Source organism: Paenibacillus chitinolyticus, assembly GCF_045038035.1.
Lineage (GTDB): Bacteria > Bacillota > Bacilli > Paenibacillales > NBRC-103111 > Paenibacillus_F > Paenibacillus_F chitinolyticus_A.
The window spans coordinates 2,466,678-2,488,358 of the sequence record NZ_CP173427.1; the positions used below are offsets into that span (position 1 = coordinate 2,466,678).

The window sequence follows — 21,681 nt, forward strand, 5'->3', positions numbered from 1 at the left end:
CTAGCCTGCTGTACGGCCGGAAAGGAGTTCTTATGGGGGAAGTGCTTCTGCAGCTTAGACAAGTGGAGAAATCGTTCGACGGGCACCGGGTGCTCAAGCGGATCGATCTGGACGTGGCACCCGGGGAGGTCGTCGTCATTCTGGGCCCCAGCGGATGCGGCAAAAGCACGCTACTCCGGTGTTTGAACGGGCTCGAACCGATACAGGGCGGCACCCTTTTGTTCAAAGGGGAAGACCTGAACGCCGGTAAAGTGCTGTGGCGAGTGATCCGGCAGAAAATCGGCATGGTTTTTCAGAGCTATCATCTGTTCCCGCATATGACGGTGCTCGATAACATTTTGCTGGGACCGCTCAAAGTACAAAAACGGAGCCGGCGCGAAGCGGCCGCGGATGCGGAGAAGCTGCTGGCACGCGTTGGCCTGCTGGATAAAAAGAACGCTTATCCCCGTCAACTGTCGGGCGGGCAGCAGCAGCGGATCGCTATCGTCCGGGCGCTTTGCATGCGGCCCGAGGTGATGCTGTTCGACGAAGTAACGGCGGCGCTCGATCCCGAGATGGTGAAAGAAGTGCTGGAGGTGATGCTGGACTTGGCCCGGGAGGGTATGACCATGCTGATCGTGACACACGAAATGAGATTCGCCCGGGCGGTTGCCGACCGGATCGTTTTTATGGATGAAGGCGAAATTTGCGAAATCGCGCCGCCGGATACATTTTTCAGCAGTCCCCAAAGCGGCCGCGCAAAGCGGTTTTTAAATCAGTTTTTCGAAATGGAGACGGGAAAAGGGAGAGAAGAAGCATGAGAAAAACAATAGCCGTATGGGTAACGGTTTTCCTGCTTGCGGGCATATTGGCCGCTTGCGGAGCCGCCAAAGATCCGAAAGACGCCACGGGAAGCGGAGCCAAACCCGCATCGGCCGGAGAAAGCGGCGGAGGAAGCATCCGGAAGATCAAAGACCGGGGCAAGCTGATCGTAGGCGTATTCACGGACAAGCCGCCGTTCGGCTTTACCGACGACAAAGGGAACAAGATCGGCTTCGACAGCGATCTGGCCAAACGTTTCGCCAAGGATCTGCTGGGTGACGAATCGAAGATCGAGTTCGTGACGGTCGAGCCCGCCAGCCGCATTCCGTTTCTGCAAAGCGACAAGGTGGACCTCATCGTGGCGAATATGACGGTGACCGACGAGCGCAAGGAAGCGGTGGATTTTACGAATCCCACGATGAAAGTAGCGACGCAGGTGCTCGTGTCCGAGAAAAGCGGGCTTAAGACGCTGGCCGATCTGAAGGGCAAAAAAATCATCGTCACAAAGGGCACGACAGCCGATCTGTTTCTGACCAAAAACCGCCACGATGTAGAGCTGGTAAAGTACGAGAAAAATACCGAATCCCTGCAGGCGCTGAAAGACGGGCGCGGAGACGGCTATGCCCAGGATAACTTCGTTCTCTTCGCCTGGTCCCGCCAGAATCCCGGCTTCACGCTTATCCCGGAGAAGCTGGAGAAAGAAGCGCCGATCGCTCCGGCGGTCAAGAAAGGGAACACCGAGCTCCGGGATTGGGTGAACAAGGAGCTGGAGACGCTCGGGCAGGAGAAGTTTCTGCTGGAGCTTTATAATACGTACGTAAAAGAGGAACTCGGCTCCGCAACAGATCCGAACGATGTCATTACAGAAGGCGGCAAACTATAAGCGGCGCACAATTGCAAAGCATCCCCTCTTCCGGGCCAGGGAGAAGGGATGCTTTTTTTAACGTCCGATGTGCCTGTGCGATCCGTTAGTCTTGGCTTTTGAGGCCAGGTTGATTATCATAGACGCAGGGAAGCCAGTAAATACGGGCAGTCCGTAAGGAGGGAACCGGGTGTCGCCGAGAAATACGGAACGGGATTTACGCGTCAGAGAAGAACGGATTCAGCTCATTCTGGATTCCGCCATAACGGTCATTGCGTCAAAAGGGTTCGGAGCGGCAAGCATCAGCGATATCGCAAAGGCGGCCGGCATCAGCATCGGCACGATGTACCATTATTTCAGCTCCAAAGACGAGATTTTCGCCGACGTGTTAAAGCGCGGGCAGCTCGATTACGGAAAGAGAGCGGCGGAGCTCGCCGACGAGCAAACGATGCCGCCGCTAGTCAAGCTGCACGAGTTCGCGGCGGGCTGGCTTGCCAATCCGATCAATTGGGCCTACACGATCATGCTGCAGAGCGCCCGGACGACCGAAACCGTACCCGTGGAGATCAGGCAGGCCGTTACGGACCGGTTTACGGCCAATCTTCAGCCGATCGCGCGCATTATGGAGGATGGACAAGGCCGGGGGGAGATTAGGACCGGAGATCCGCTGCAGCTGGCTTTTTATTATGTGAGTCTGATTCAAGGTCTGACCCTGCAGAGGGCTCCGGGTTTCGAAATCCCCGTATCCATTGAGGCGGACGCGCTGATCCGTTTTTTTGAAGCTTGATTCAATTCCGATTTATCCGATGGGAAAAAAGTGTTGACAATCTTCTTTTCAGCCTGATAGAATGCTGATAGCAAACCGAATGAATATTCAGGTTGTGAAACGAATAACCGAATTCAGATTCAGACCTTTTAACGCATTCGACCAGACAGCTGGAGATTGGCGGTAGGCAAACAAGCGGGGAACGAACCTGCTTATAGTCCTGCGGCCATTTTTTATTTCTCAAAACCAATTAAAAAGATCGGTTTTGTTGTTTTTTTATGGGCATCGGGCGCAAATTTGAATGACATACGGAGGAGAGATACGGATATGAAAACATGGACAACGGCGCTGCTTCTGCTTGCAACCATTCTGATCGCGGCCGGCTGCGCCAAGAAAGACGAAACGTCCCCGTCCGCAAACGGAGGCAAGCCGGATTATAAGGGGCTTACCCTTAAGCTGGGCGTCCAGGGAAGCGGGGGCATGTACGCCAAAGCGAGGGAAGAGAAATGGTTCGAGAAAGCCTACGAACCGCTTGGCGTAAAAGTCGAATGGGCGGAATTTCAAAGCGGTCCGCCCATGACGGAAGCGATGGCCTCGGACAAACTGGATTTCGCTTCCCTCGGCAATATGCCGGTCATCGCCGCCCAATCGGCCGGAATCAAGTTCCAGATTATTTCCCAGATACTCGACGGCAAGCGGAATACGGCCATCATCGTACCGGCGGACAGCCCGCTCAAGGACATCCGGGAGTTGAAGGGCAAGAAGGTTGCCGTTACGAAGGGCAGCAACGCTTATAATCTGCTGACCCGTGGATTGCACGATGCCGGAGTTAGCCCTGCGGACGTTGAGGTCATCCAGCTTCAGCCGAACGAAGCTCAGCCCGCCTTCGATTCCGGCAAGGTCGATGCCTGGGCGGCCTGGGATCCGCATATTACCGTCAACACCTTGACTGCAAAAGGAAAAGTGCTGGCCGAAGGCGAGACTTTGGGTGTTCTGGCCCCGTCATTTGTCATCGTGCGCAAAGAGATCGCGGATAAATACCCGGAGCTTGCCACCGTCTATTTGTCCGTTCTTGAGAAGGCGAGGCTGTGGGAAGAACAGAACTCCGCGGAAGCTCTGAAACGGTATGCGGCGGATTACAAAATCCCGGAAGCGGTCGTCGGCGGCATGCTGACACGTTCGAAGTCGATCAATATTCCGGTCAGCGAGGCTACGGCTGCGGAGCTTCAGAAAACGGCCGATTTTCAGGAGTCGGCCGGAACGATCCGCAAGAAGATCAAAGTGGCGGACGCTGTGAACAACACCTTTATCGAAGAGGCTCTTAAAGCGGCCTCTGCGGCCAAATAAGATCCGAAGGAGAGGCGCTGCACATGCTTTCGGCGGGTACCCGAAACAAACTTATGGACGGCAAACGGTTCGGCAGTACGCCGGCGGCCGGAAAATCACGCAAGAAATCTCTTCCTGCGGTTAACCGGCTCATCGGACTTCTGCTTCCCCTCAGTCTGCTTGCAGGTTGGCAGATCGCGGGTTACGCCGGATGGCTGAATCCCATCCTGCTACCGACCCCGTCCGATATACTCGGCGAATTCGGGGCGATGCTGCTAAGCGGGGAACTGTTCCGCAACCTCGGAGTCTCGGCATGGAGAGTGCTGTCGGGCTTTCTGCTGGGAGGTAGCATCGGACTTGCGGCCGGGCTGTGGGTCGGATTTTCACACAAGGCGGAAAGACTGCTGAATCCCACGCTGCAAATGCTGCGAACGCTGCCGCATCTGGCGATCGCGCCGCTATTCATTCTCTGGTTCGGCTTCGGGGAGGAATCCAAGCTCCTGCTCATAGCCAAAGGTTCTTTCTTTCCGCTTTACATTCAAACTTTCCTGGGCATACGTTCTGTGGACAATAAAATGTTCGATGTCGCCCGGGTGCTTGAGTTCAGCCGCTTTAAGATGATCGCCAAGCTGATTATGCCCGCTTCTCTGCCTAACATCCTGCTCGGCACCCGGTTGTCGCTCGGCGTCGCATGGCTGGGGCTGGTCGTCGCCGAGATGATGGGCTCCAGTACAGGCATCGGTTTTATGATCAACGATGCCCGGTCCATGTCGCTCACGACGGTTATGTTCGTCGGGATTATCGTGTTCGCGGTGATGGGCAAGCTGTCCGACTCGCTTGTGCTTCTGGCCGAACGGAGGCTGCTCCGCTGGAGAGACAGCTTCCGCGGGGAGGTGGAATGAGCATGGCGAAATCCGTATCCGCAAAAGGCTCCGCCAAAACGTTTCCGGGCAAAACGGCCCCGAACGCCTACGGCAGGACGGCCAACGACTTGGGCTGGCTCGGAGTGTTCCCGTCCTGGACGCACGGCCTGCTTGTCCCGTTCGTCCTGCTGGCGGTATGGCAGGCGGCCGGTATGAGCGGACTGGTCGGCAAGGAGCAGCTGCCGACGCCTTCGGACATTGCCCGGCGCTTCGCCGAGCTGGGCCTGAGCGGCGAGCTGCTGCGGCATCTCGGCGTCAGCTTCGTCCGGGCCGCAAGCGGTTTTCTGCTTGGGGCGCTTACCGGACTACTGACCGGGCTATTCACCGGAATCGGCAAAATGATTGAACGGACGCTGGACCCGTCGCTCCAGATGCTGAGGACGGTTCCGCTGCTTGCGCTGATTCCGCTGTTTATTCTGTGGTTCGGAATCGGGGAATTCAGCAAAATTCTGATGATTTCGCTGGCCGCTTTTTTCCCGGTCTACCTCAATACGTTCACGGGAATCCGGGGTGTGGATTCCAAGCTCTACGAGGTGACCCGCATTTTGCGGTATTCGCGCAGCCAGCAGCTGAGGAAACTCATTATCCCTTCCGCGCTGCCCCACATTTTGCTGGGTCTGCGTCTGGCTATGGGCGTTTCGTGGCTCGTACTCGTTTTCGCCGAACTGATGGGAACGAGCGCGGGCATCGGATACATGATCGAGGATGCCCGGACGTATTCGAATACGGATATCGTGTTCGTCGGGATTATCCTGTTCGCGTGCGTCGGTTCTTTATCGGACCTCGCGGTCCACGCTTTGGAGAAACGCTGGCTGGGCTGGCGGGATACGTTCAAGGGTTGACCGAAACATATGAATTAAAGGAGGTTGAATGCGGATGTCTAAACGCACGGACCAGCTCCATCTGGGAGCTTTCATTTATTATGCCGGCCATCATCATGCGGGCTGGCGCCACCCGGAATCCGGAGTGGAGGGGATGTACGACTTCGACCTGTACCGCTCCATTGCCGAAACGGCCGAACGCGGCAAGTTCGACATGATTTTTTTCGCGGATTTGTTGTATGTGCAGCATGTGGATATGGCGGCCTCGGGCATGCTGGATCCCATAACGCTGCTGTCGGCTCTGGCCGCCGTTACGAAACGGATCGGCCTTACGGCGACCGTATCCACGACCTACAATCATCCTTACCATGTGGCCCGGAAGTTCGCGTCGCTCGATTATATCAGCAAGGGACGGGCGGGCTGGAACATCGTGACCTCCCAGCTCGATATCGAAGCCCACAACTACGGCCTGCCGAAGCACCCCGATCATGCGCTTCGCTACGAGATGGCCGAGGAATTCGTCGAAGCGGTCACCCGGCTGTGGGACAGCTGGGACGATGACGCGCTAGTGCTCGACCGGGAAGCGGGTATCTATGCCGATCCCGGCAAGGTGAAGGCCGTCGATTACCGGGGAAAATGGTTCTCCAGCAAAGGGCCGCTGAATGTTCCCCGCCCTCCCCAGGGTAATCCGGTCCTGATCCAGGCGGGCTCGTCCCCGCAGGGACAGGAGTTCGCTTCCCGTTACGGCGAGGTGATTTTCACCGCGCAGCAGTCGCTGGAGGCGGCCAAAGCGTTCTATGCCGCCGTCAACGGCAGACTGTCCGGAGCAGGCAGAAAGCCGTGCAGCCTCAAAATTATGCCGGGGATATCGCCGATTCTCGGATCGACCGCGGAGGAAGCCCGGCGCAAAGAGCGGGAGCTGACGGATCTTATCCCGACCGAGCTGGCCGTCATGGCTCTGTCCGGCATGGTGAGCCACGATCTGTCGGCTTACCCGCCCGACGGCCCGCTGCCGGATATTCCCGATCCTGTGGAGAAGTCCAACGGGATGAAAAGCCGCGTCCAGCTTATTATGGATACCGCCCGTTCCGAGGGGTTTTCCATCCGGGAGCTGGGGCAGAGGATTCTGGGCGCGCGGGGACACTTGCAGTTCGTCGGCACACCGGAGCAGCTTGCGGATCTCATGGAACAGTGGTTCCAGGAGAACGCATGCGACGGGTTCAATGTCATGGGGCCGGTCCTGCCGGGAGACCTGGAGACTTTTACCGACGAGGTGGTTCCGATTCTTCAGCGCAGAGGGATTTTTCGTACGGAATACAGCGGAACTACGCTACGGGATCACTTGGGCCTCGAACGAGCCGAAGCCGGGCATTTCAGCAGACGCGGTTCGGCGGAGGTCGGCGTGAACGGATAGGGAGTGAGCCGCTTTCCGGCGGATTTGCCGGCGATCCTCCCTGCAAGCCGTTTCCTATTGCGGGAAGCGGCTTTTTAATTGACATAAAATCAGGTTCTTCTATAAAAGGCATTAAAAACCTCAATAGATAAAAATTGCATGTTTCTGTTAAAATGAAGAGGGATTCATCCCTTTTAATAGAGAGGTGATAGAAAAGTTTGCCGGCGGAAGCGGTGAACCACTGATTTCGGTTTGACCAAAACGAGAGAGAAGGATGGGAGAAACCATGAAAAAATTGACTTACCTGACGGCAGCGGCTTTTCTGGGACTGGGCTTGATTGGCGGTTTCGGCGTTCCTACGGCAGAGGCGGCCCAAACGACGTCTGCGACTACCCCCAAAAATGTGGCGGCGGGAGGCTCCGTAACGGCAAGCGGCGAATATGCGCCGACCCAGACCAAGGAAAGCGCATTCGACCAGTCTCTTTATTCAAAATGGCTTACGTTCAGTTCCACAGGCTGGATTCAAGTCAAACTCGACACCGCGAAGACGGTCACCTCTTACACGATTACGGCCGCTGAAGATTTTCCCGAAAGAGACCCGAAAAGCTGGGTGCTCAAAGGCTCCAATGACGGATCGACGTGGACCGTACTCGATACCCGGCAAAATGAAGCTTTTACATACCGCAATCAGACAAAAACCTACTTGCTTGCGAACGCGTCCTCTTTTAAATATTTTAAATTCGACAGCATTACAAACCATTCGGGCGGAATCCTTCAGATCGCGGAAATCAAATTATTCGACGGCTCCGTCGATACCTGGACCACGATTAAGCCTACCGTAACGGCCAGCGCTGAAAATACGCCTAACGAAGGGAAAGATAACCTGGTAGACGGAACCAGTGTGACCAAATGGCTGACATTCAATGCAACGGGCTGGCTGAAGTTCGATTTCGGCAAACCGGTCACGATCGACGGCTATGCGCTTTCGGCCGCCAACGACTCTCCCGAACGCGATCCCAAGAGCTGGGTGCTTCAAGGGTCCAACGATAACGCCACATGGACGAACTTGGATACAAAGAGCAATGAATCGTTCAGACTCCGGCATCAGCGGAATCATTATGTTCTGAACGGCAACAACACCGCGTACCAATACTACCGGCTGAACAATATTGCCAATCACAGCGGGGGCATCCTGCAGCTGTCCGAAGTCGAATTTTCGCGCAAGGACGACATGTGGCATGCCGTGAACCCGGTCATCGAAGTGCAAAATCTGGATGCTGCAGGCAACGGCCAACTGTTCGACCAGGCGCTGCCTAACGCGACGGACGATATCCGGGTTATCGTGCGCAAAGTAAATGAGCTGCTGTACAACAATCCCGGCGAACTGCAGGGAGGCGTGCAGAAAATCAAGGTCACGATCGAAGATGTTCCCGGAGTGGCTTGGGCGTCGGGCGACCACATCCAGAAAACGGTCGGCTTCAGCTCCCGGTTTTTGCGCGATATCGCGAACGATCCGAACAAATCGGTGCGCGACGAAATTCTCGGCGTCCTGTATCACGAGCTTACTCACTGCTATCAGTATGACGACAACCGGTATGCCGACAAAAGCGTCGGCGGTGTCAGCTACATGGTCGAGGGTCTGGCGGATACGATCCGCTTCGCAGCCGGCTATCATGACCGTTACGGCATGACCAAGGGCGGAACGTGGCAGGACGGTTACGGCACGACGGGCAATTTCTTCCGCTGGATCGAGGACACGAAAAAGCCCGGATTTATCCGCCAGCTGAATGCAAGCCTGACCCCGTTTGACGGACAGGACTGGACAGAAGGCAAAATCCAGGAGCTAACGGGAACGAACGTTAATACGCTTTGGACAGAGTACCAGGCGACACTCCCTAACTAATCGCCGATGGAATGCATAAGTAAAGGCTGCCGGAAATCGGCAGCCTTTCTTTTTGTGAGAGGAAACCGGGGCAGCTCGGATCATTCCAGCCGGGAAGGGCCGGTCGGGAATAGACTTCCGGGCTTTAAGCTCTCTGGATAGCTAAGCTGGGCGTGCCGCTGCTCACATCGACGAACAGAATGTAGGCCAAACCGTCCGTACCCGTCAACAGCAAGCCGGGCTGGTTCAGCACGCCGGGATTGTAGAACCGTACCTGCTGTACGGTAGGGATACTGACCGGCAGCGTAGGCTGGCCGACCGATCCCACTTGCGAGACCGCACGAATGCTTCCTCCGGCCGTAATCGTTCCGCCCGCAGCCAGGTTGTTAAAGATCGTTTCGCTGCCGTTCACCTGCAGACTGCCGGCGATCGTCTGATTCCCGCTCACGTTCAGATGCGAACCTACCGTCTCGTTGCCGTTCACCTGCAAATCCTGTCCGATTGTCTGGCTGCCTGTTACCTGCACGCTATCGAATGTTGGCAATTCTATCACACTCTCTTTCATTTGGTATATCTCATTCTATGAGGACAACTATCAAGGGGACATGATCGCTTCACACATTTTCGGCCGGAAAGACGCCTAATTCCCCGAAATGAGCTTTTTTTTGTTAAAACTGCCTATCAATTTGGGATAAACACACTAAATCAAATCATTTTGCCTGTGCATATGCTAGCATAAAAGCCCCCTTGAAACGGACGTTGTCGCTATTCGAAGACTATGCGGAAATGAGGAGCAGCATGAAAAAAACGATCAAGAAGAAATCCCCTTCCAAACAGGCGCAAAATAAATGGATTTTAAATGAAGTGAAAAAACCGTTGAACAAGAAGCTTCAGCCGGTCAAACACACGTTGTCCGCCAACCGGCCCAGTACTTGGAACGAGTTATCGCTGCTGCGGGACGTACAGCAGAGCCGGGAGATCACTAAAAAACGGCCCTACAAGCGGATGAACCTGCTTCTAGTTGCACCCGACCACCCTATGCCGGGCGCACCGAACGAGATGCTGCTTGAAGAGCAGCTGAAGCATCTGGTGAGAAATGTGACGACAATCAGATCCGCACAGCCTCTGGCGGAGCAACTGAGTCGGCCGGACCTCGACCTGATTCTGATTATAGGCGGGGAAGAGGCGCTCTCCGATGAAAGTACGGACGCCTTGAATAACACACCGGTTCGTAAGGTGCTCTGGCTGTCCGATAAAGAGAAACCGTTCGATTTGGATTCGCGGACGGTTTCTTTGTTCGATTATATCCTTACGCAGCAAATGGCTCACATCCCCGTGTACCGGGCGTTACAGTGCCGAAACTGCAGCTGTCTGCCCTATGCCTCCGATAGCGGCATGTATTTTCCGAGACCGGTCGAGGACCGCTATAAATCCGATCTGCTGCTGATCGGTAACGCCGAGCCCGGAAGCATTCTGCATTCGTTCGTCTTTTCGGATTTGCCGGCCGATGAGAAGGTTAGGGTATGCGGAAGAGGCTGGGAAACGTTCCCCTCTCTGATTATTATTCCGCCGGATGAAGATTTGGCGCCTTATTACAACGGAGCCCGCATCGTGATCAACTGCAGCGGTTCCCTCGTGCAGACGCTGGATGTGGCGGCCTGCGGTGCGTTTCAGCTTATCCAGCAGCACTCCGAATTGACGCCTTTTTTGGAAGCGGGGAACTGGATCACCTTTCAAACGCAGGATGAATTTGCGGATAAATTTCTGTACTACCGGGAAAACGTCGATCACCGGCGGCTCGCCGCTTCGAGAGCTCTGGCCGACAACAAGTACAATCATTCTTTTCTTCAAAAAGGCATCCAACTGCTTGACCTTGTATTCGACTGAACCGGCGGAGGACATCCGGAGTGTGTTCTTATTCAACAAGGAGGGATAAGCGTTGAAGCTCATTGCCTTTTTACTGCCCCAGTTTCATCGGATTGAGGAGAACGACCGCTGGTGGGGGAAAGGCTTCACGGAGTGGACGAACGTTAAAAAGTCCGTTGCGTTATACCGGCATCACAGTCAGCCCAGAGCCCCTCTGAACGATTACTATTATGACCTGACCGATCCGCGCGCAAGGCAGTGGCAGGCCCGGACAGCCCGGGACTACGGCATTTACGGATTTTGCTATTACCATTACTGGTTTAAAGGAAAGCGGCTGCTCGAGAAGCCCGTTCAGCATATATTGGCGAGCGGGGAGCCGGATTTTCCCTTCTGTCTGTCCTGGGCCAACGAGCCTTGGACGCGGAGATGGGACGGCATGGAGTCGGATGTGCTGATGCCCCAAGATTACGGGAACGAAGAAGACTGGAGTCTGCACTTCTATGCGCTCCTGGATGCATTCAGGGATAAACGGTACATCCGCGTCGAGGGCAAGCCGGTGTTCCTGATTTACAGGCCCGCGAGCATTCCGAAGTGCGAAGCCATGCTCAGCCACTGGAGAAACCTGGCGCGCCTCAACGGCTTGGAGGGGCTTCATCTGGTGCGGACGCTCGGCGGTTTCCCCGTCGGCACGCAGCACGGGTTCGACGCCAGCGTGGAGTTCGAACCGCATTACACATTCGCCCACGGCAGCATACATCCGCCCTGGCTGCAAATTCCGGTCATGGGAAAGGGGCATCTGGCCGTTGACTACGACCGGACTTGGACAAACATCCTGGGGCGCACGCCGCACAGGGACGGCGAAGTGATTTATCCAGGCGCTTTCGTGAACTGGGATAATACGCCCAGGAAAGGAATTGACGGCCAGAGCACTCTGGGCATGACTCCGCGGAAATTCGGCCGGTACTTGTCCCGGCAAATCGCTAGAGCCAGGGAGACTTTCGGCAGCGAATTTCTGTTTATCAACGCCTGGAACGAATGGGCGGAAGGGGCATATCTGGAGCCGGACACGAAGTACGGCTATCAGGTTCTGGAGGCCGTTAAAGCGGCTCTGGAACTTAACGGCGCGGCTTCTTACGGGAACCTCTGACCGGCTGCGGCCTCCCGGCGCTTCACCCGCTCCGGCGTAGGCGCAGGCGTGATTCCCTTATGCGCGTGTTCCTCCTGCCGGCGACCGAAAGGCATTACAAAGCACATCCGTTTTCTGCGGGTGTGTCTTTTTTTTAGGCGGGGAGAAAATAACCGTTATTGTTTCGTTATTAAAAGAAAACAAACAGTTGCATCATATTCTTGTATAATTTGTAATATGAGGTATAATATGAGGTGTATTTTCGGCCGTGTGCTCCGGGTTCCACGTTCTAGCCGGGTGGCTGTGGCCATGCAGCTTACTATCCGGCGGTTTATGAAATCGCTTACGCACGCTGTCGCGAAGAGGAAAGAGGCGGTTAGCTTTGTTTGCAGCCGGCCGCGATCCTGTGAAAGGAGGAGGATGCAGGGGTATCCGCAGGAATAACTTTTGCCGCTGCCCGCTTGTACTAATGCCAGACCCGGCTCCAGCGCCGGCATTTGTTAAAACGCTTTCATTTTTATCGCCCACTAAAAGGAGGAATTTATAGTGACCATTCGTTTGCCCTATCAAGGGATGATCAAGATGCTTGCGGCCGGAGCTATTATGCTCATGCTGTCCATCGCCATGCTTCTTCTGCTGGAAAATAAAGCTTCCGCTCACGGGTATGTCAGTAACCCTTCCAGCCGTGCCGCTCTTTGCGCCAGCGGAGTGAACAAAAATTGCGGTCTGATTATTTACGAGCCTTACAGCCTCGAAGCGCTCAAAGGCTTCCCCGCCGCAGGACCTGCCGACGGTAAAATCGCTAGCGCGAACGGGCTGTTCGCACCTCTCGACGAGCAGTCGTCCACCCGCTGGACCAAAGTAAACCTCAGCCCGGGCCCGACGACTTTCAACTGGACGCTGAAAGTTCCGCACGCGACGGCCGCTTGGAAATACTACATCACGAAGCAGGACTGGAACCCGAATGCGCCTCTGAGCCGCGCTTCCTTCGACCTGACGCCTTTCTGCAACGTACCGTACAAGGGACAACCTTCCGGTTCGTACTCCGACACGTGTAACGTTCCGAGCAGAACGGGCTATCAAGTTATCCTTGCCGTTTGGGAAATCTCCGATACGGCCAACGCTTTCTACAACGTAATCGACGTGAACTTCGGCGGATCTCCGGGAACTCCCGACACGTCAGCTCCGACGGCACCGACAGGCCTGACGGCTTCCAATGTTGCCGCTACAAGCGCAACCGTATCCTGGACGGCGTCTTCCGACAATGTCGGTGTAGCCGGCTACCGGATCTACAACGGTTCCACTCAAATCGGCACGACCAGCGGAGCGCTCAGCTTCAACCTGACGGGGCTGACGGCCAATACGGCCTACGCCATCACGGTCAAAGCCGTTGACGCTGCGGGCAATGTATCGGCTGCCAGCAACACCGCCAGCTTCACGACAGGCGTCGGCACGACTTATCCGGCATGGAACGCTTCGACCGCTTATACGGGCGGAAGCAAGGTGACGTACAACGGCGTCAACTACGAAGCCAAATGGTGGACGCAGGGCGAAACACCCGGCAGCAATTCCGGCGTATGGAAAGTGATTCCATAACGGCCGCCGCTGACCGTTAGTCCCAGGATGACTTCCGAATATTCGGAAGTCATTTTTTTTATGCATGCGGCACCTCAAGAGGAGCGAGAAGCCCGTCCGTTCATCCGGATGGAGGAATGAGGCCGGGCATAGTTTGACCGAATTTCGGTCGCTAACAAAGTAAAGAAGCAAAGCCCGTAACGGGTAGAAAAAGCAGGAGGAGAGCAGCGGCCGATCCAAAGAGCCCAACCGGATAGCCGGCTTTCGACAGGCCGCGGTAATCGGCTTTTTTGCCGTTTCCGCGTTTAAATTGCGGCTGGAGGGAAGAGATCGGAAAGCCAAGAGGGCCCTTTCATGCAAAAACCTGAGAACGCACGAACGGAAAGCATGAAGTAAAGAAGTGTATATAAAAGTCGGAAGTTATCTCTTTTATTCAAGAGACGCGTCTCTTAAGGTTACATTGTAGGCGCTTTCACATTACCTAATTTAGGAGGGAAATTATGAGTTCCAAGAAGAAATGGTTATCGCTGGCACTGGGTGCGATCTTGATGGCTACGATGCTCCCCCATGCATACGGCGCCCAAGCTCAGCCGGAAGTGCGCAATCTTGCCAAAGGCTTGAAGTACGAATGGTCCGAAGCTCCTCATTCAAACTATCCGGATCCGTCCGGCAAGCTTACCGACGGAGTGATCGGCAGCGCCAATGTGACGGACCCGTCCTGGGTCGGAAGCTTAAATAAGCAGACCCGTGAAATCGTCTTCGATCTGGGCGAGGCCAAGTCTATTTCTAAGATCCGGGCGCATTTTCTGCAGGATTGGCCGGGCTCGGCGGTTCTTTTCCCTCTGACGGTCTCCATGTATGTGTCCGACGATAAGCAGAACTGGGGAACGGTAGCCCATAAAGCGACGGAGCACTTATGGTCGGACGGTCCGCCTGTCGACCAGTTCTATACGTGGGACGGAAGCAAGGACGGCATCCCGAATGCGGGCTCCGATGCGAAGATGGCCTATGCCCGTTATGTCAAAGTGGCGTTCTCCATGCATCCGAAGGCGTGGGAGTTTATCGACGAGATCGAGATCTGGGGCGCCGACGGCAAAATCGAAGGAGCGAAGCAGGTGCCTGCGGAAGCATTCGACTATATGCAGCCCGGTGAAAACACGGCCGGAATCCGCAATCTGTCGCTGCTGTACAACGGGTATTACTCGGACGGCGTCAAAATGACGAAGGAGAAGCTGGTTCCCGAAATCGGGTATGTGAACAAGGAAGGAAAGCCCGTCGACTGGTTTTTTGACGGAGCCCTAGTTCTCGGCTTGATGTCGCCTCAAGGGCGCGATTTCGGAGAAGGGGGGGCCCTGCTGACGGATTGGAAATGGTACCTGGACAAAACATTCGCGGCTCAGGGAGACCTGGATCAGCTGAACGAAGCGACGAAGGAAGTCGGCCAGAAGTTGGGAGAGCCCGGCCACAAAACGAAAACGGTCATGATGATCCCTAATCCGGGCGAATATACAACCGATTTCGGGGATATCGACGGAGACGGCGTCACCGAGAATTTCAACGAGGGCGCGGTCGGCAAGGATAAAGCCACCGCCAACCGGCAGAAGGTAATCCGCTGGTGGATCAACGAGGTCAGCCGCAAGTTTGAGGAGAAGCACTATTCCAATTTGGAGCTTTCCGGTTTCTACTGGCTGCAGGAGCAGGTGGGAACGAGCAGCACGGGGCCGGATCTGCTGCGCTTTACGAACGGTCTCGTTCACGAGAAAGGTCTGAAGTCGTTCTGGATTCCCCACTTCCTCGCGTACAAAAGCTATATGTGGAAAGATGTAGGATTTGACGCGGTCACTTTCCAGCCGAACTATTATTTCGAACCTCTGAACATAGACCGCCTGCAAGACGCGGCCCAAACGGCCAAGCGGTTCGGAATGGGCGTCGAGCTTGAATTCGACGATCGGCTGCTGACCGATCCCGTATTCCGCAAGAGATTCCAGGAATACCTGGATGCGGGTGAGCAGTTCGGCTTTAAGGGAAGTCCCTTCAAGGCTTACTATAAAGGCAGCGGGCCTGTCATGGCCCAGGCGGCGGCAAGCTCCGATCCGGAAATCCGCGGCGTGTACGACAAGCTCTACCAGTTCACCAAAGGCGGGACTCCGGCGGGAGGGGCTCCCGTAGCTTCGGACAGTGCGCTCAGCACAGCGCCGGATACGCCCGTCTCCGGCACTCTTCCGGCGACGGATGACGACGGCGATCCGCTGACTTACAGCATTGTGCGCAACGGCGTCAAGGGAAATGCCGTAGTGACGGATGCATCCAAGGGGACGTTCACGTATACGCCGGGCAAGGGCCAGACGGGGACCGACACGTTCACGTTCAAAGCCAGCGACGGCAAGACGGATTCCAACGTCGCCACGGTGACGGTGACGATTGCGGCGGGGCAGACGGGCTGGCAGACCGTATTGACAGGCAGCGGAACGGTTCCGGCGGGGGAGAAGTTCTCCGTTACCTACGGGCTGACCGGAGGATCGCAGGCGGTATACGCGCAGGATCTTAAAGTCGAATATGATGCCGCCTTTATGGATTTTGTATCGGCGAAGCCCATAATGGACGGAATCTCCCTGCTTGAAACCGACAAAAAGACGCCTGGGCAGCTCCGGCTGCTGATAGCCAGTCAAGGTGACAGCCATGCCGTGACGGGTCCGGCCAAGCTGCTCGAATTCACCTTCCGCAGCAAAAAGGACAACCAGACGATCAAAGGAGTCGTCTCCGTCACGAGCGCGGTGATGGGTGACCGCGACGGACAAGAAGTGGAGGCCGCGCCTTCGTCTCTTACGGTACAAACCCCGGGATCGGTTCCGGGCGATTACAACGGAGACGGCAAAGTGAGCGTCGGTGATCTGGCCATCGTGGCGGCTCCGTACGGAAAAACGAAACAAAGTCCGGACTGGGAGCAGATCAAGCACCTGGACATCAATAAGGACGGTAAAATCAACAATCAGGATCTCTCTGCCATGGCGAGTAAAATCTTGAAGTAGCCGCCCGGCGCTGAGACGTTCATCCCGGACGGTGACCGCGCACATGAACTAAAGGCGTACAAGAGTGAACTTACGATTGCCGGTAAAGCATGCTTTGAAATAGAAAGGAGCCTGTTCCTGTCGTACGTTTGGCACGTATACGCACAGGAAGGCTCATAGAACCGCCGCCCGTTTCCCTTGAAGGAAGCGGGCGGCTTTTTGTATGAAGATGCAAGGGGGAGGACGGTCAGGTCAATCCCGCTCCATTAATCCGACTTCTTTGCAAAGCTCGACGAGCTCAGAGACCGCCCGGAACTGCTGCCGGTTCCTTTCATGAATGCTATGAAGCGCTTGCTCCGTCACTTTTTTCGCCTTCCCGATGCTCTGGTGTTCCACGGCTTGTACGATATCTTTCATTCTTTCCAGGAAGTAAACCGTTCTGCGCAGCGTGCGGATCAGCAGAATCTGCCGGATGTGCATAGGCGTAAAATTCCGGTATCCGTTGTCCGGATCTCTACCCGGCTTAAGCAGCCCTTCCTTTTCCCAATGGCGGATGGCGGAATCCTGGACACCGGTGAGAGAGGCGGCCTCGCCGATGGTCATCGCGCTTTTCAGCTTTTTATCGGCGAGGATCGGCAGCTCGGGGTCTTGGAGGAGAGCGAGTGTCTTGTCGGCCACCGCTTTTTCATGCTGGAGGACGGACTGCTCATGGCTGACGAGCCAGAAGGCGCCGTCCATATCGCCGCGCTGGATATGGCGAAGCACATCGCAGCTGAGTCCGACGCCGAAAGCGGGGAACATGGCGCGCAGACAGCGGAAATACGCCAGATGCATCCTCGTGTACAGGCGGTACCCGTTCGCGGCCCGCTCCGGCGCCGGAACGACGCCCCACGATTCGTAATGCCGCAGGGCGCTCGTGCTGATGTGCAGTTTTCGGGCAATGTCGATGGGCTTGTAGTAGTCCATGTCTCGGGCCTTTCTCCGCGCGGAAAGCGGCGGTTTCGATGCTTGTTTAGGACGATGTTTAGGACGATTTTCCGGATGCTCCGGAATCTGAGGCGAAAGACAGGCTCTTAGCCGCCAGGGCGGGGCGCAGCAGTTCGATCCCTTTGGGACCCATGCCGTGCAGCCGCAAAAGCTCCTTCTCGGTGACCCGGGTCAGCTGCTCCAGCCGCTGAAAGCCGGCTGCGGCAAGCGCGTGGAGAGCGGGCTTGGACAGGCCTGCGGGAAGATCGGATTCCGGACCGGACGTCGCAGCTTTCATACTCGGCTCGTCAGGAAGGTTAGTCGGCATGAAGATACCTCCTCTCCTTAAATAAGTGGATTTCTTAACACGGGTGAGGTAGAAGCTATGCTTACTATACCACGGGGCCGATGATGTTTTTTCTTAGGAATTGCGGACCTTAAAAAAAGATAACTCATGTTAAGTCACGGTATCCCGATCGAGAAGCCCGTAAGGTACACTTCAATCATACCAAAAAAAGCAAGGGTGATGGAATGTGAGCTACAAGACAGGGCTCGAACTGGTGGAACCGGGCAGCGAGTGATTTACGGTAATCACGTGCTTGAAATAAACAAGGGCCGGACTTATTTAAGCACATAAAACATTTCGTCCCCCCATACAAATAGGAAGCAGGAGAGGTTCTGTCATCACGAATAAGGAGAAGATGAATTTGGCGAATTCCTATATGGATTACACTTCACCGGATCTCCAGTTTTTTTATGATTTGCCGAAGAACACCGTTTTCAAAACGAACAGCCGCAATTACATCAATCTGCTCGGCTATAAGCAGCTCAATACGCTGGGCAACGCCTCTCTGCTCGACATTTTTTTTAGCAAGGGGCACTATGTGGAGCCGCATTATCATCAGAACGCGACGGAACTCGTTTACTGCGCATCGGGTGCCGCCGAGGTTTCGTTTATCAATCCCTTTACCAATAAGCTCTATCATATTCCCATTAAAACGGGACAGGTGGCCACTGTGCCGCAGGGGTGGTGGCATTATGAGGAGGCGTCCGAAGACGATACCCATCTTATCGCGATATTCGACGCGCCTATGCCGGAAGTGATTCTGGGTTCGGATATTCTGAGGCTGACCCCGGCCCGCGTAATGGCTGAAACTTATTGTCTGGATGAAGAAAAATGGAAAGAAGTGATCGCCCCCATCACGAAAACCGTTGCGATCGGACCGCTGGACAACTGCCGCAAAAAGCCGCAGACAGTCAGAGATTCCCGCGAACCGAACGGTGAAATTCGGGGGAGCGGAGCTGCCGCTAACGTAGGCTCGATTCTTCCTCCGGGTTACCCGACCGCTTCTTACGGGGCCGCTCCCGCCCAGCCGTATCCGCCCGAGAATGCTCCGATCGGCTATCGCGGTCCGGCGGCTCCATATGGGAGCATCTCAAGCGCCGGGCACCCTGCTTCCGGATATCCCGCCCCATATTCTTCGCCGTCCTACGCAAATCCCGTTTCTGCGGCGAATCCGTATGGGCAGCGCTATGTTTGGCCTAACGCGCATGTTTACACGACGCGGACGCATCACCAAGCGTACAACCAGGCGCACAACCAGACGCCTAGCCAGGCGTACAATCAGACGCCCAACCAAGCGTACAACGAGGCGTACAATCAGACGTACGCGCAGCCTTATTCGCGGCAGCCGTATCCGCAGACGCAGTCCGAAACTTACCGGACCCCCGTGCCCGGAGCGACAAGCTTTTAATTACGCGGTGAATAAGACCCGGCAATTCCGGGTACCCGCATGTAAATTCCCAAACCGAAGGTGACAACAGGCGGGCTTCACAGTGGAGAGCGTCTGCCTGTTTTCTCGGTGCGCCAGCGGATATTAGCGCGGACGTCCCGGCAGTTCCGCGATCTTTCACTCCGCGGTGAGGCACTGCATGAAGGCGCTCAGCCGCGCTCCAAGGGGCATCTGTACCGGTACAGATGCTTTTTTTTGACGTTGTAGGCGCCTCCACTCCCTTCTAGAATGGAATTACGCAGCAGGAAATCTATTTCCGGGCAAGCGTAATACGGGTACCCGAGGTGACTCTTTATGTATACATTGACGAGGGAAGAAGTGCGCGCTTATTTAAAAAGAATCGGGATTTCGGAAATCGGGGCGCCCACGCTTCTTTATTTGGCTGAGCTGCACAAAGCTCACGTCAAGCATCTTCCCTGGCAGACGCTGGACATTTTCGGCGGAAAACCGGCCCCTATCGGGTTTAAAGAATCGGTGGCGCTCATTCTGAATCAGCGAAGCGGCTACTGCTTCCATTTGAACGGCGCGTTCGGCGTTCTGCTGCATTCTCTCGGTTACCGGGTGAATTTGCATCGTGCCGGCGTTCAGCCGATGGGAGCTGAGCCGCGGATCAATTCTTTTCATCTGGGACTGACCGTTGATTTTTCCGACGGAGATATGGGGAACGGGACTTGGATCGCCGATGTAGGGCTGGGGGATATGCCTTTCGAGCCGCTGCCTCTAAGACACGGCACTTACGTTCAGGAGCCTTACACTTACAAAGTGACGGAGTCGGGGGTTGCGGCTGACGGCTGGCGGCTGGAGCATGATCCGCTCGCTTCTTTTTCGGGTGTCGATTATGCGCCCGACGTGCTGACGGATCTTGAAGAATTCAAGCCGAACCACGAATTTTATATCCGTTCGGAGGATTCCCCCTGGTTTAATAAGTTTCTGATCAGACAACGGAATGCGGCGGACGGCAATGAACTCAGAGGCTGTATTTGGAGTAGAAGGGATGCAAGGGGACTGAAAAAAAACGAGCTTCGCACGAAATCGCAATGGTTCGAGGTTCTGGCCGGTGTATTCGATGAACAGCTTGTCAACTACAGCAAGCCGGAGCGGGAGGAATTGTGGAAAAGAGTTGCGGCGGCCCATTCCGACTGGCAAAAAATAAAGGACCGGCAAGAAAAGGCGGGAAGCCTGCCGACGGGATGATTCCGGTACAAATCGGTTATAACGAATGCGGCTTTCCCGGCGTGACATACAAGCCCTCCGGCTGAAGGGATGAGCCTGCCGCAACAGGCGGAAGCCGCATCTGAACCGCTGCGATAACGGCCGGATGCGGCTTTTGGCGTTCCATGCCCGGATCGGGAAACAACATTCCGCAAGCGGGGCTTACAAGGGCTTAGTCCTCTTGCCCATGGCTCAAAATGTTGACGAGCTTGCCCAGAGGATCGCGCACAAAAAAACGCCGGACCCCCCAGGGCTCGTCAACGGGTCCGTACTCCGCAGGAAAACCGGCCTCCTCCATGCGTGCAAGCGCTTCTTCCAGATCGTCCACTTCAATGGATAGAGCCGGTGTAGGGGTGCCGGAGCCTCCCTGCGAAGCGATGCTGATCTGGACGTTCATCGTCTCGCGGTTCCCGTACGTTGCGATCCAGCCATGATCCATCAGCAAATCGAGACCGAGCGCCTCCTGATAAAAGCGTTTGGCCGCCGTAAGTTCCGGCGAGTCCAGGTTTGCGATAATTCGTTTAACCTTCATAATCAGCCTCCGTTTATAAGCCGTTATATCCCGGAGAACTACTTCGACAAGCATGGACAGTTTCTCCTTCCTTGATAGATTCGGTACCGCTGCCGCGCAGCGGAATGCCAAAGACGTACGTGCAACACCTGATGAAAAGGAACGCGGCGGAGCTGATCGGCCTGCTCGAACAGGCGGGCGGCTGTATGTAGGCGGAGACGGAAGCCGGATGGCGCCGGACGTGGAAGAGGAAAACCGGCAGGCTTGCGCGAATATCCGTCAAGTAAGCCCGGAAGTGGCCGGATGGTTTGCAGACGGACGCTACGCCAAAGATGTCTGGGCGGGGATTTACAGCGTAGAAGCGCAGCCTCAATTCGCCGTCATGTAAGCCGCCGGACGATCATTGGTTATTTTACGGAAGGGAAGGCGATTTTTATGAAAATCGAGCATGCGGCTTTATGGACGGCCGATCTGGAGCGGATGAAATCCTTTTATGAAACTTATTTCGGCGCAGCGGCGGGAGATAAGTACACGAATGCCAAGAAGCAGTTTCACTCGTACTTTTTGCAGTTCGAAGGCGGCGCAAGGCTGGAGCTGATGACCAAACCGGCGTGTTTCGGGAGAGATGAGGGGCGGGTTTACCTGGGCTATGCCCATATCGCCTTCTCGGTCGGAAGCGAAGCCAAGGTCGTGGAGCTGACGGAACGGCTAAGACGTGACGGATATACGGTCGAGGGCGAGCCCCGAGTAACCGGCGACGGCTATTTTGAAAGTGTTGTCCTGGACCCGGAAGGAAACAGCATAGAAATCACGGTGTGAAACCAACGGACCCCTGGAGTCAAAAAGTACC

18 protein-coding genes and 2 pseudogenes are annotated in these 21,681 nt (G+C 55.5%); 16 read left to right on the top strand and 4 right to left on the bottom strand.

Annotated elements, in window-relative coordinates:
* Nucleotides 1-32: 32 nt before the first annotated feature.
* The 8 genes from ACI48J_RS11395 to ACI48J_RS11430 all read left to right on the top strand — a co-directional run bounded on the left by ACI48J_RS11395 (nucleotide 33) and on the right by ACI48J_RS11430 (nucleotide 8,795).
* Nucleotides 33-800 (top strand): amino acid ABC transporter ATP-binding protein, encoded by a 768-nt coding sequence (locus ACI48J_RS11395; RefSeq protein WP_405082823.1) that lies wholly within the window; start codon nucleotides 33-35, stop codon nucleotides 798-800.
* Nucleotides 797-1,684 (top strand): transporter substrate-binding domain-containing protein, encoded by an 888-nt coding sequence (locus tag ACI48J_RS11400; protein ID WP_405082824.1) that lies wholly within the window; start codon nucleotides 797-799, stop codon nucleotides 1,682-1,684. The genes ACI48J_RS11395 and ACI48J_RS11400 overlap by 4 nt, the downstream gene beginning before the upstream one ends.
* Before the next feature lie 169 nt (nucleotides 1,685-1,853).
* Nucleotides 1,854-2,450, top strand: a complete 597-nt coding sequence (locus tag ACI48J_RS11405) for a TetR/AcrR family transcriptional regulator (RefSeq protein WP_326053727.1) — start codon at nucleotides 1,854-1,856, stop codon at nucleotides 2,448-2,450.
* Between the two features lie 306 nt (nucleotides 2,451-2,756).
* Nucleotides 2,757-3,776, top strand: coding sequence for an aliphatic sulfonate ABC transporter substrate-binding protein (locus tag ACI48J_RS11410; RefSeq protein ID WP_405082825.1), 1,020 nt, complete (start codon nucleotides 2,757-2,759; stop codon nucleotides 3,774-3,776).
* Nucleotides 3,777-3,799: 23 nt separating this feature from the next.
* Complete coding sequence (locus ACI48J_RS11415; RefSeq protein ID WP_405082826.1) at nucleotides 3,800-4,657, top strand: ABC transporter permease; 858 nt, start codon at nucleotides 3,800-3,802, stop codon at nucleotides 4,655-4,657.
* A 2-nt stretch (nucleotides 4,658-4,659) separates the two neighbouring features.
* Nucleotides 4,660-5,520: an ABC transporter permease gene (locus tag ACI48J_RS11420; protein ID WP_405082827.1), complete on the top strand. Its 861-nt coding sequence runs from the start codon at nucleotides 4,660-4,662 to the stop codon at nucleotides 5,518-5,520.
* A 34-nt stretch (nucleotides 5,521-5,554) separates the two neighbouring features.
* Nucleotides 5,555-6,913 carry an LLM class flavin-dependent oxidoreductase gene (locus ACI48J_RS11425; RefSeq protein ID WP_405082828.1) on the top strand — a complete coding sequence of 453 codons (1,359 nt, stop codon included), beginning with the start codon at nucleotides 5,555-5,557 and terminating at the stop codon, nucleotides 6,911-6,913.
* Between the two features lie 265 nt (nucleotides 6,914-7,178).
* Nucleotides 7,179-8,795, top strand: a complete 1,617-nt coding sequence (locus ACI48J_RS11430; RefSeq protein WP_405082829.1) for a basic secretory protein-like protein — start codon at nucleotides 7,179-7,181, stop codon at nucleotides 8,793-8,795.
* Nucleotides 8,796-8,919: 124 nt separating this feature from the next.
* Here ACI48J_RS11430 and ACI48J_RS11435 read toward each other — a convergent pair whose 3' ends face one another.
* Nucleotides 8,920-9,327, bottom strand: a complete 408-nt coding sequence (locus ACI48J_RS11435; RefSeq protein ID WP_405083206.1) for a hypothetical protein — start codon at nucleotides 9,325-9,327, stop codon at nucleotides 8,920-8,922.
* 245 nt (nucleotides 9,328-9,572) lie between these two features.
* Between ACI48J_RS11435 and ACI48J_RS11440 the strand changes: the two genes are divergently transcribed.
* From ACI48J_RS11440 to ACI48J_RS11455, 4 genes are all read left to right on the top strand, one after another.
* Complete coding sequence (locus ACI48J_RS11440; RefSeq protein WP_405082830.1) at nucleotides 9,573-10,661, top strand: glycosyltransferase; 1,089 nt, start codon at nucleotides 9,573-9,575, stop codon at nucleotides 10,659-10,661.
* Between the two features lie 52 nt (nucleotides 10,662-10,713).
* Nucleotides 10,714-11,787, top strand: coding sequence for a glycoside hydrolase family 99-like domain-containing protein (locus ACI48J_RS11445; protein WP_326053717.1), 1,074 nt, complete (start codon nucleotides 10,714-10,716; stop codon nucleotides 11,785-11,787).
* A 525-nt stretch (nucleotides 11,788-12,312) separates the two neighbouring features.
* On the top strand, nucleotides 12,313-13,362 hold the full coding sequence (locus tag ACI48J_RS11450; protein ID WP_326053715.1) for a lytic polysaccharide monooxygenase: 1,050 nt from the start codon (nucleotides 12,313-12,315) through the stop codon (nucleotides 13,360-13,362).
* Nucleotides 13,363-13,841: 479 nt separating this feature from the next.
* Entirely contained in the window at nucleotides 13,842-16,370 is a 2,529-nt protein-coding gene (locus tag ACI48J_RS11455) for a DUF4855 domain-containing protein (protein WP_405082831.1), read from the top strand.
* 231 nt (nucleotides 16,371-16,601) lie between these two features.
* Here ACI48J_RS11455 and ACI48J_RS11460 read toward each other — a convergent pair whose 3' ends face one another.
* Together ACI48J_RS11460 and ACI48J_RS11465 are read right to left on the bottom strand one after the other, a co-directional pair.
* A complete protein-coding gene (locus tag ACI48J_RS11460; RefSeq protein WP_405082832.1) occupies nucleotides 16,602-17,315 on the bottom strand; it encodes a TioE family transcriptional regulator in 714 nt (237 codons plus the stop codon).
* 58 nt (nucleotides 17,316-17,373) lie between these two features.
* Nucleotides 17,374-17,643, bottom strand: coding sequence for a DNA-binding protein (locus tag ACI48J_RS11465; RefSeq protein WP_405082833.1), 270 nt, complete (start codon nucleotides 17,641-17,643; stop codon nucleotides 17,374-17,376).
* Nucleotides 17,644-18,016: 373 nt separating this feature from the next.
* On the opposite strand from ACI48J_RS11465, the pseudogene ACI48J_RS11470 reads away from it, so the two are divergent.
* Together ACI48J_RS11470 and ACI48J_RS11475 are read left to right on the top strand one after the other, a co-directional pair.
* Nucleotides 18,017-18,565, top strand: a pseudogene (locus ACI48J_RS11470) (cupin domain-containing protein); the annotation flags it as partial.
* 837 nt (nucleotides 18,566-19,402) lie between these two features.
* Nucleotides 19,403-20,302, top strand: a complete 900-nt coding sequence (locus tag ACI48J_RS11475) for an arylamine N-acetyltransferase (protein WP_405082834.1) — start codon at nucleotides 19,403-19,405, stop codon at nucleotides 20,300-20,302.
* Between the two features lie 190 nt (nucleotides 20,303-20,492).
* Here the strand turns inward: ACI48J_RS11475 and ACI48J_RS11480 are convergent, their stop codons facing one another.
* Entirely contained in the window at nucleotides 20,493-20,852 is a 360-nt protein-coding gene (locus ACI48J_RS11480) for a VOC family protein (RefSeq protein WP_405083207.1), read from the bottom strand.
* 95 nt (nucleotides 20,853-20,947) lie between these two features.
* On the opposite strand from ACI48J_RS11480, the pseudogene ACI48J_RS11485 reads away from it, so the two are divergent.
* Together ACI48J_RS11485 and ACI48J_RS11490 are read left to right on the top strand one after the other, a co-directional pair.
* Nucleotides 20,948-21,219: pseudogene (locus ACI48J_RS11485) on the top strand (NADPH--cytochrome reductase); the annotation flags it as partial.
* A gap of 47 nt (nucleotides 21,220-21,266) precedes the next feature.
* A complete protein-coding gene (locus ACI48J_RS11490; protein WP_405082835.1) occupies nucleotides 21,267-21,650 on the top strand; it encodes a VOC family protein in 384 nt (127 codons plus the stop codon).
* Nucleotides 21,651-21,681: the final 31 nt, after the last annotated feature.

What these genes read in the sequence shown, in the direction of transcription:
- ACI48J_RS11475 (WP_405082834.1), top strand. Translation starts at nt 19,403, where the DNA reads ATGTATACATTGACGAGGGAAGAAGTGCGCGCTTATTTAAAAAGAATC.
- ACI48J_RS11420 (WP_405082827.1), top strand. Translation starts at nt 4,660, where the DNA reads ATGGCGAAATCCGTATCCGCAAAAGGCTCCGCCAAAACGTTTCCGGGC.
- ACI48J_RS11415 (WP_405082826.1), top strand. Translation starts at nt 3,800, where the DNA reads ATGCTTTCGGCGGGTACCCGAAACAAACTTATGGACGGCAAACGGTTC.
- ACI48J_RS11430 (WP_405082829.1), top strand. Translation starts at nt 7,179, where the DNA reads ATGAAAAAATTGACTTACCTGACGGCAGCGGCTTTTCTGGGACTGGGC.
- ACI48J_RS11400 (WP_405082824.1), top strand. Translation starts at nt 797, where the DNA reads ATGAGAAAAACAATAGCCGTATGGGTAACGGTTTTCCTGCTTGCGGGC.
- ACI48J_RS11425 (WP_405082828.1), top strand. Translation starts at nt 5,555, where the DNA reads ATGTCTAAACGCACGGACCAGCTCCATCTGGGAGCTTTCATTTATTAT.
- ACI48J_RS11480 (WP_405083207.1), bottom strand. Translation starts at nt 20,852, where the DNA reads ATGAAGGTTAAACGAATTATCGCAAACCTGGACTCGCCGGAACTTACG.
- ACI48J_RS11465 (WP_405082833.1), bottom strand. Translation starts at nt 17,643, where the DNA reads ATGCCGACTAACCTTCCTGACGAGCCGAGTATGAAAGCTGCGACGTCC.
- ACI48J_RS11490 (WP_405082835.1), top strand. Translation starts at nt 21,267, where the DNA reads ATGAAAATCGAGCATGCGGCTTTATGGACGGCCGATCTGGAGCGGATG.
- ACI48J_RS11455 (WP_405082831.1), top strand. Translation starts at nt 13,842, where the DNA reads ATGAGTTCCAAGAAGAAATGGTTATCGCTGGCACTGGGTGCGATCTTG.
- ACI48J_RS11395 (WP_405082823.1), top strand. Translation starts at nt 33, where the DNA reads ATGGGGGAAGTGCTTCTGCAGCTTAGACAAGTGGAGAAATCGTTCGAC.
- ACI48J_RS11410 (WP_405082825.1), top strand. Translation starts at nt 2,757, where the DNA reads ATGAAAACATGGACAACGGCGCTGCTTCTGCTTGCAACCATTCTGATC.
- ACI48J_RS11440 (WP_405082830.1), top strand. Translation starts at nt 9,573, where the DNA reads ATGAAAAAAACGATCAAGAAGAAATCCCCTTCCAAACAGGCGCAAAAT.
- ACI48J_RS11460 (WP_405082832.1), bottom strand. Translation starts at nt 17,315, where the DNA reads ATGGACTACTACAAGCCCATCGACATTGCCCGAAAACTGCACATCAGC.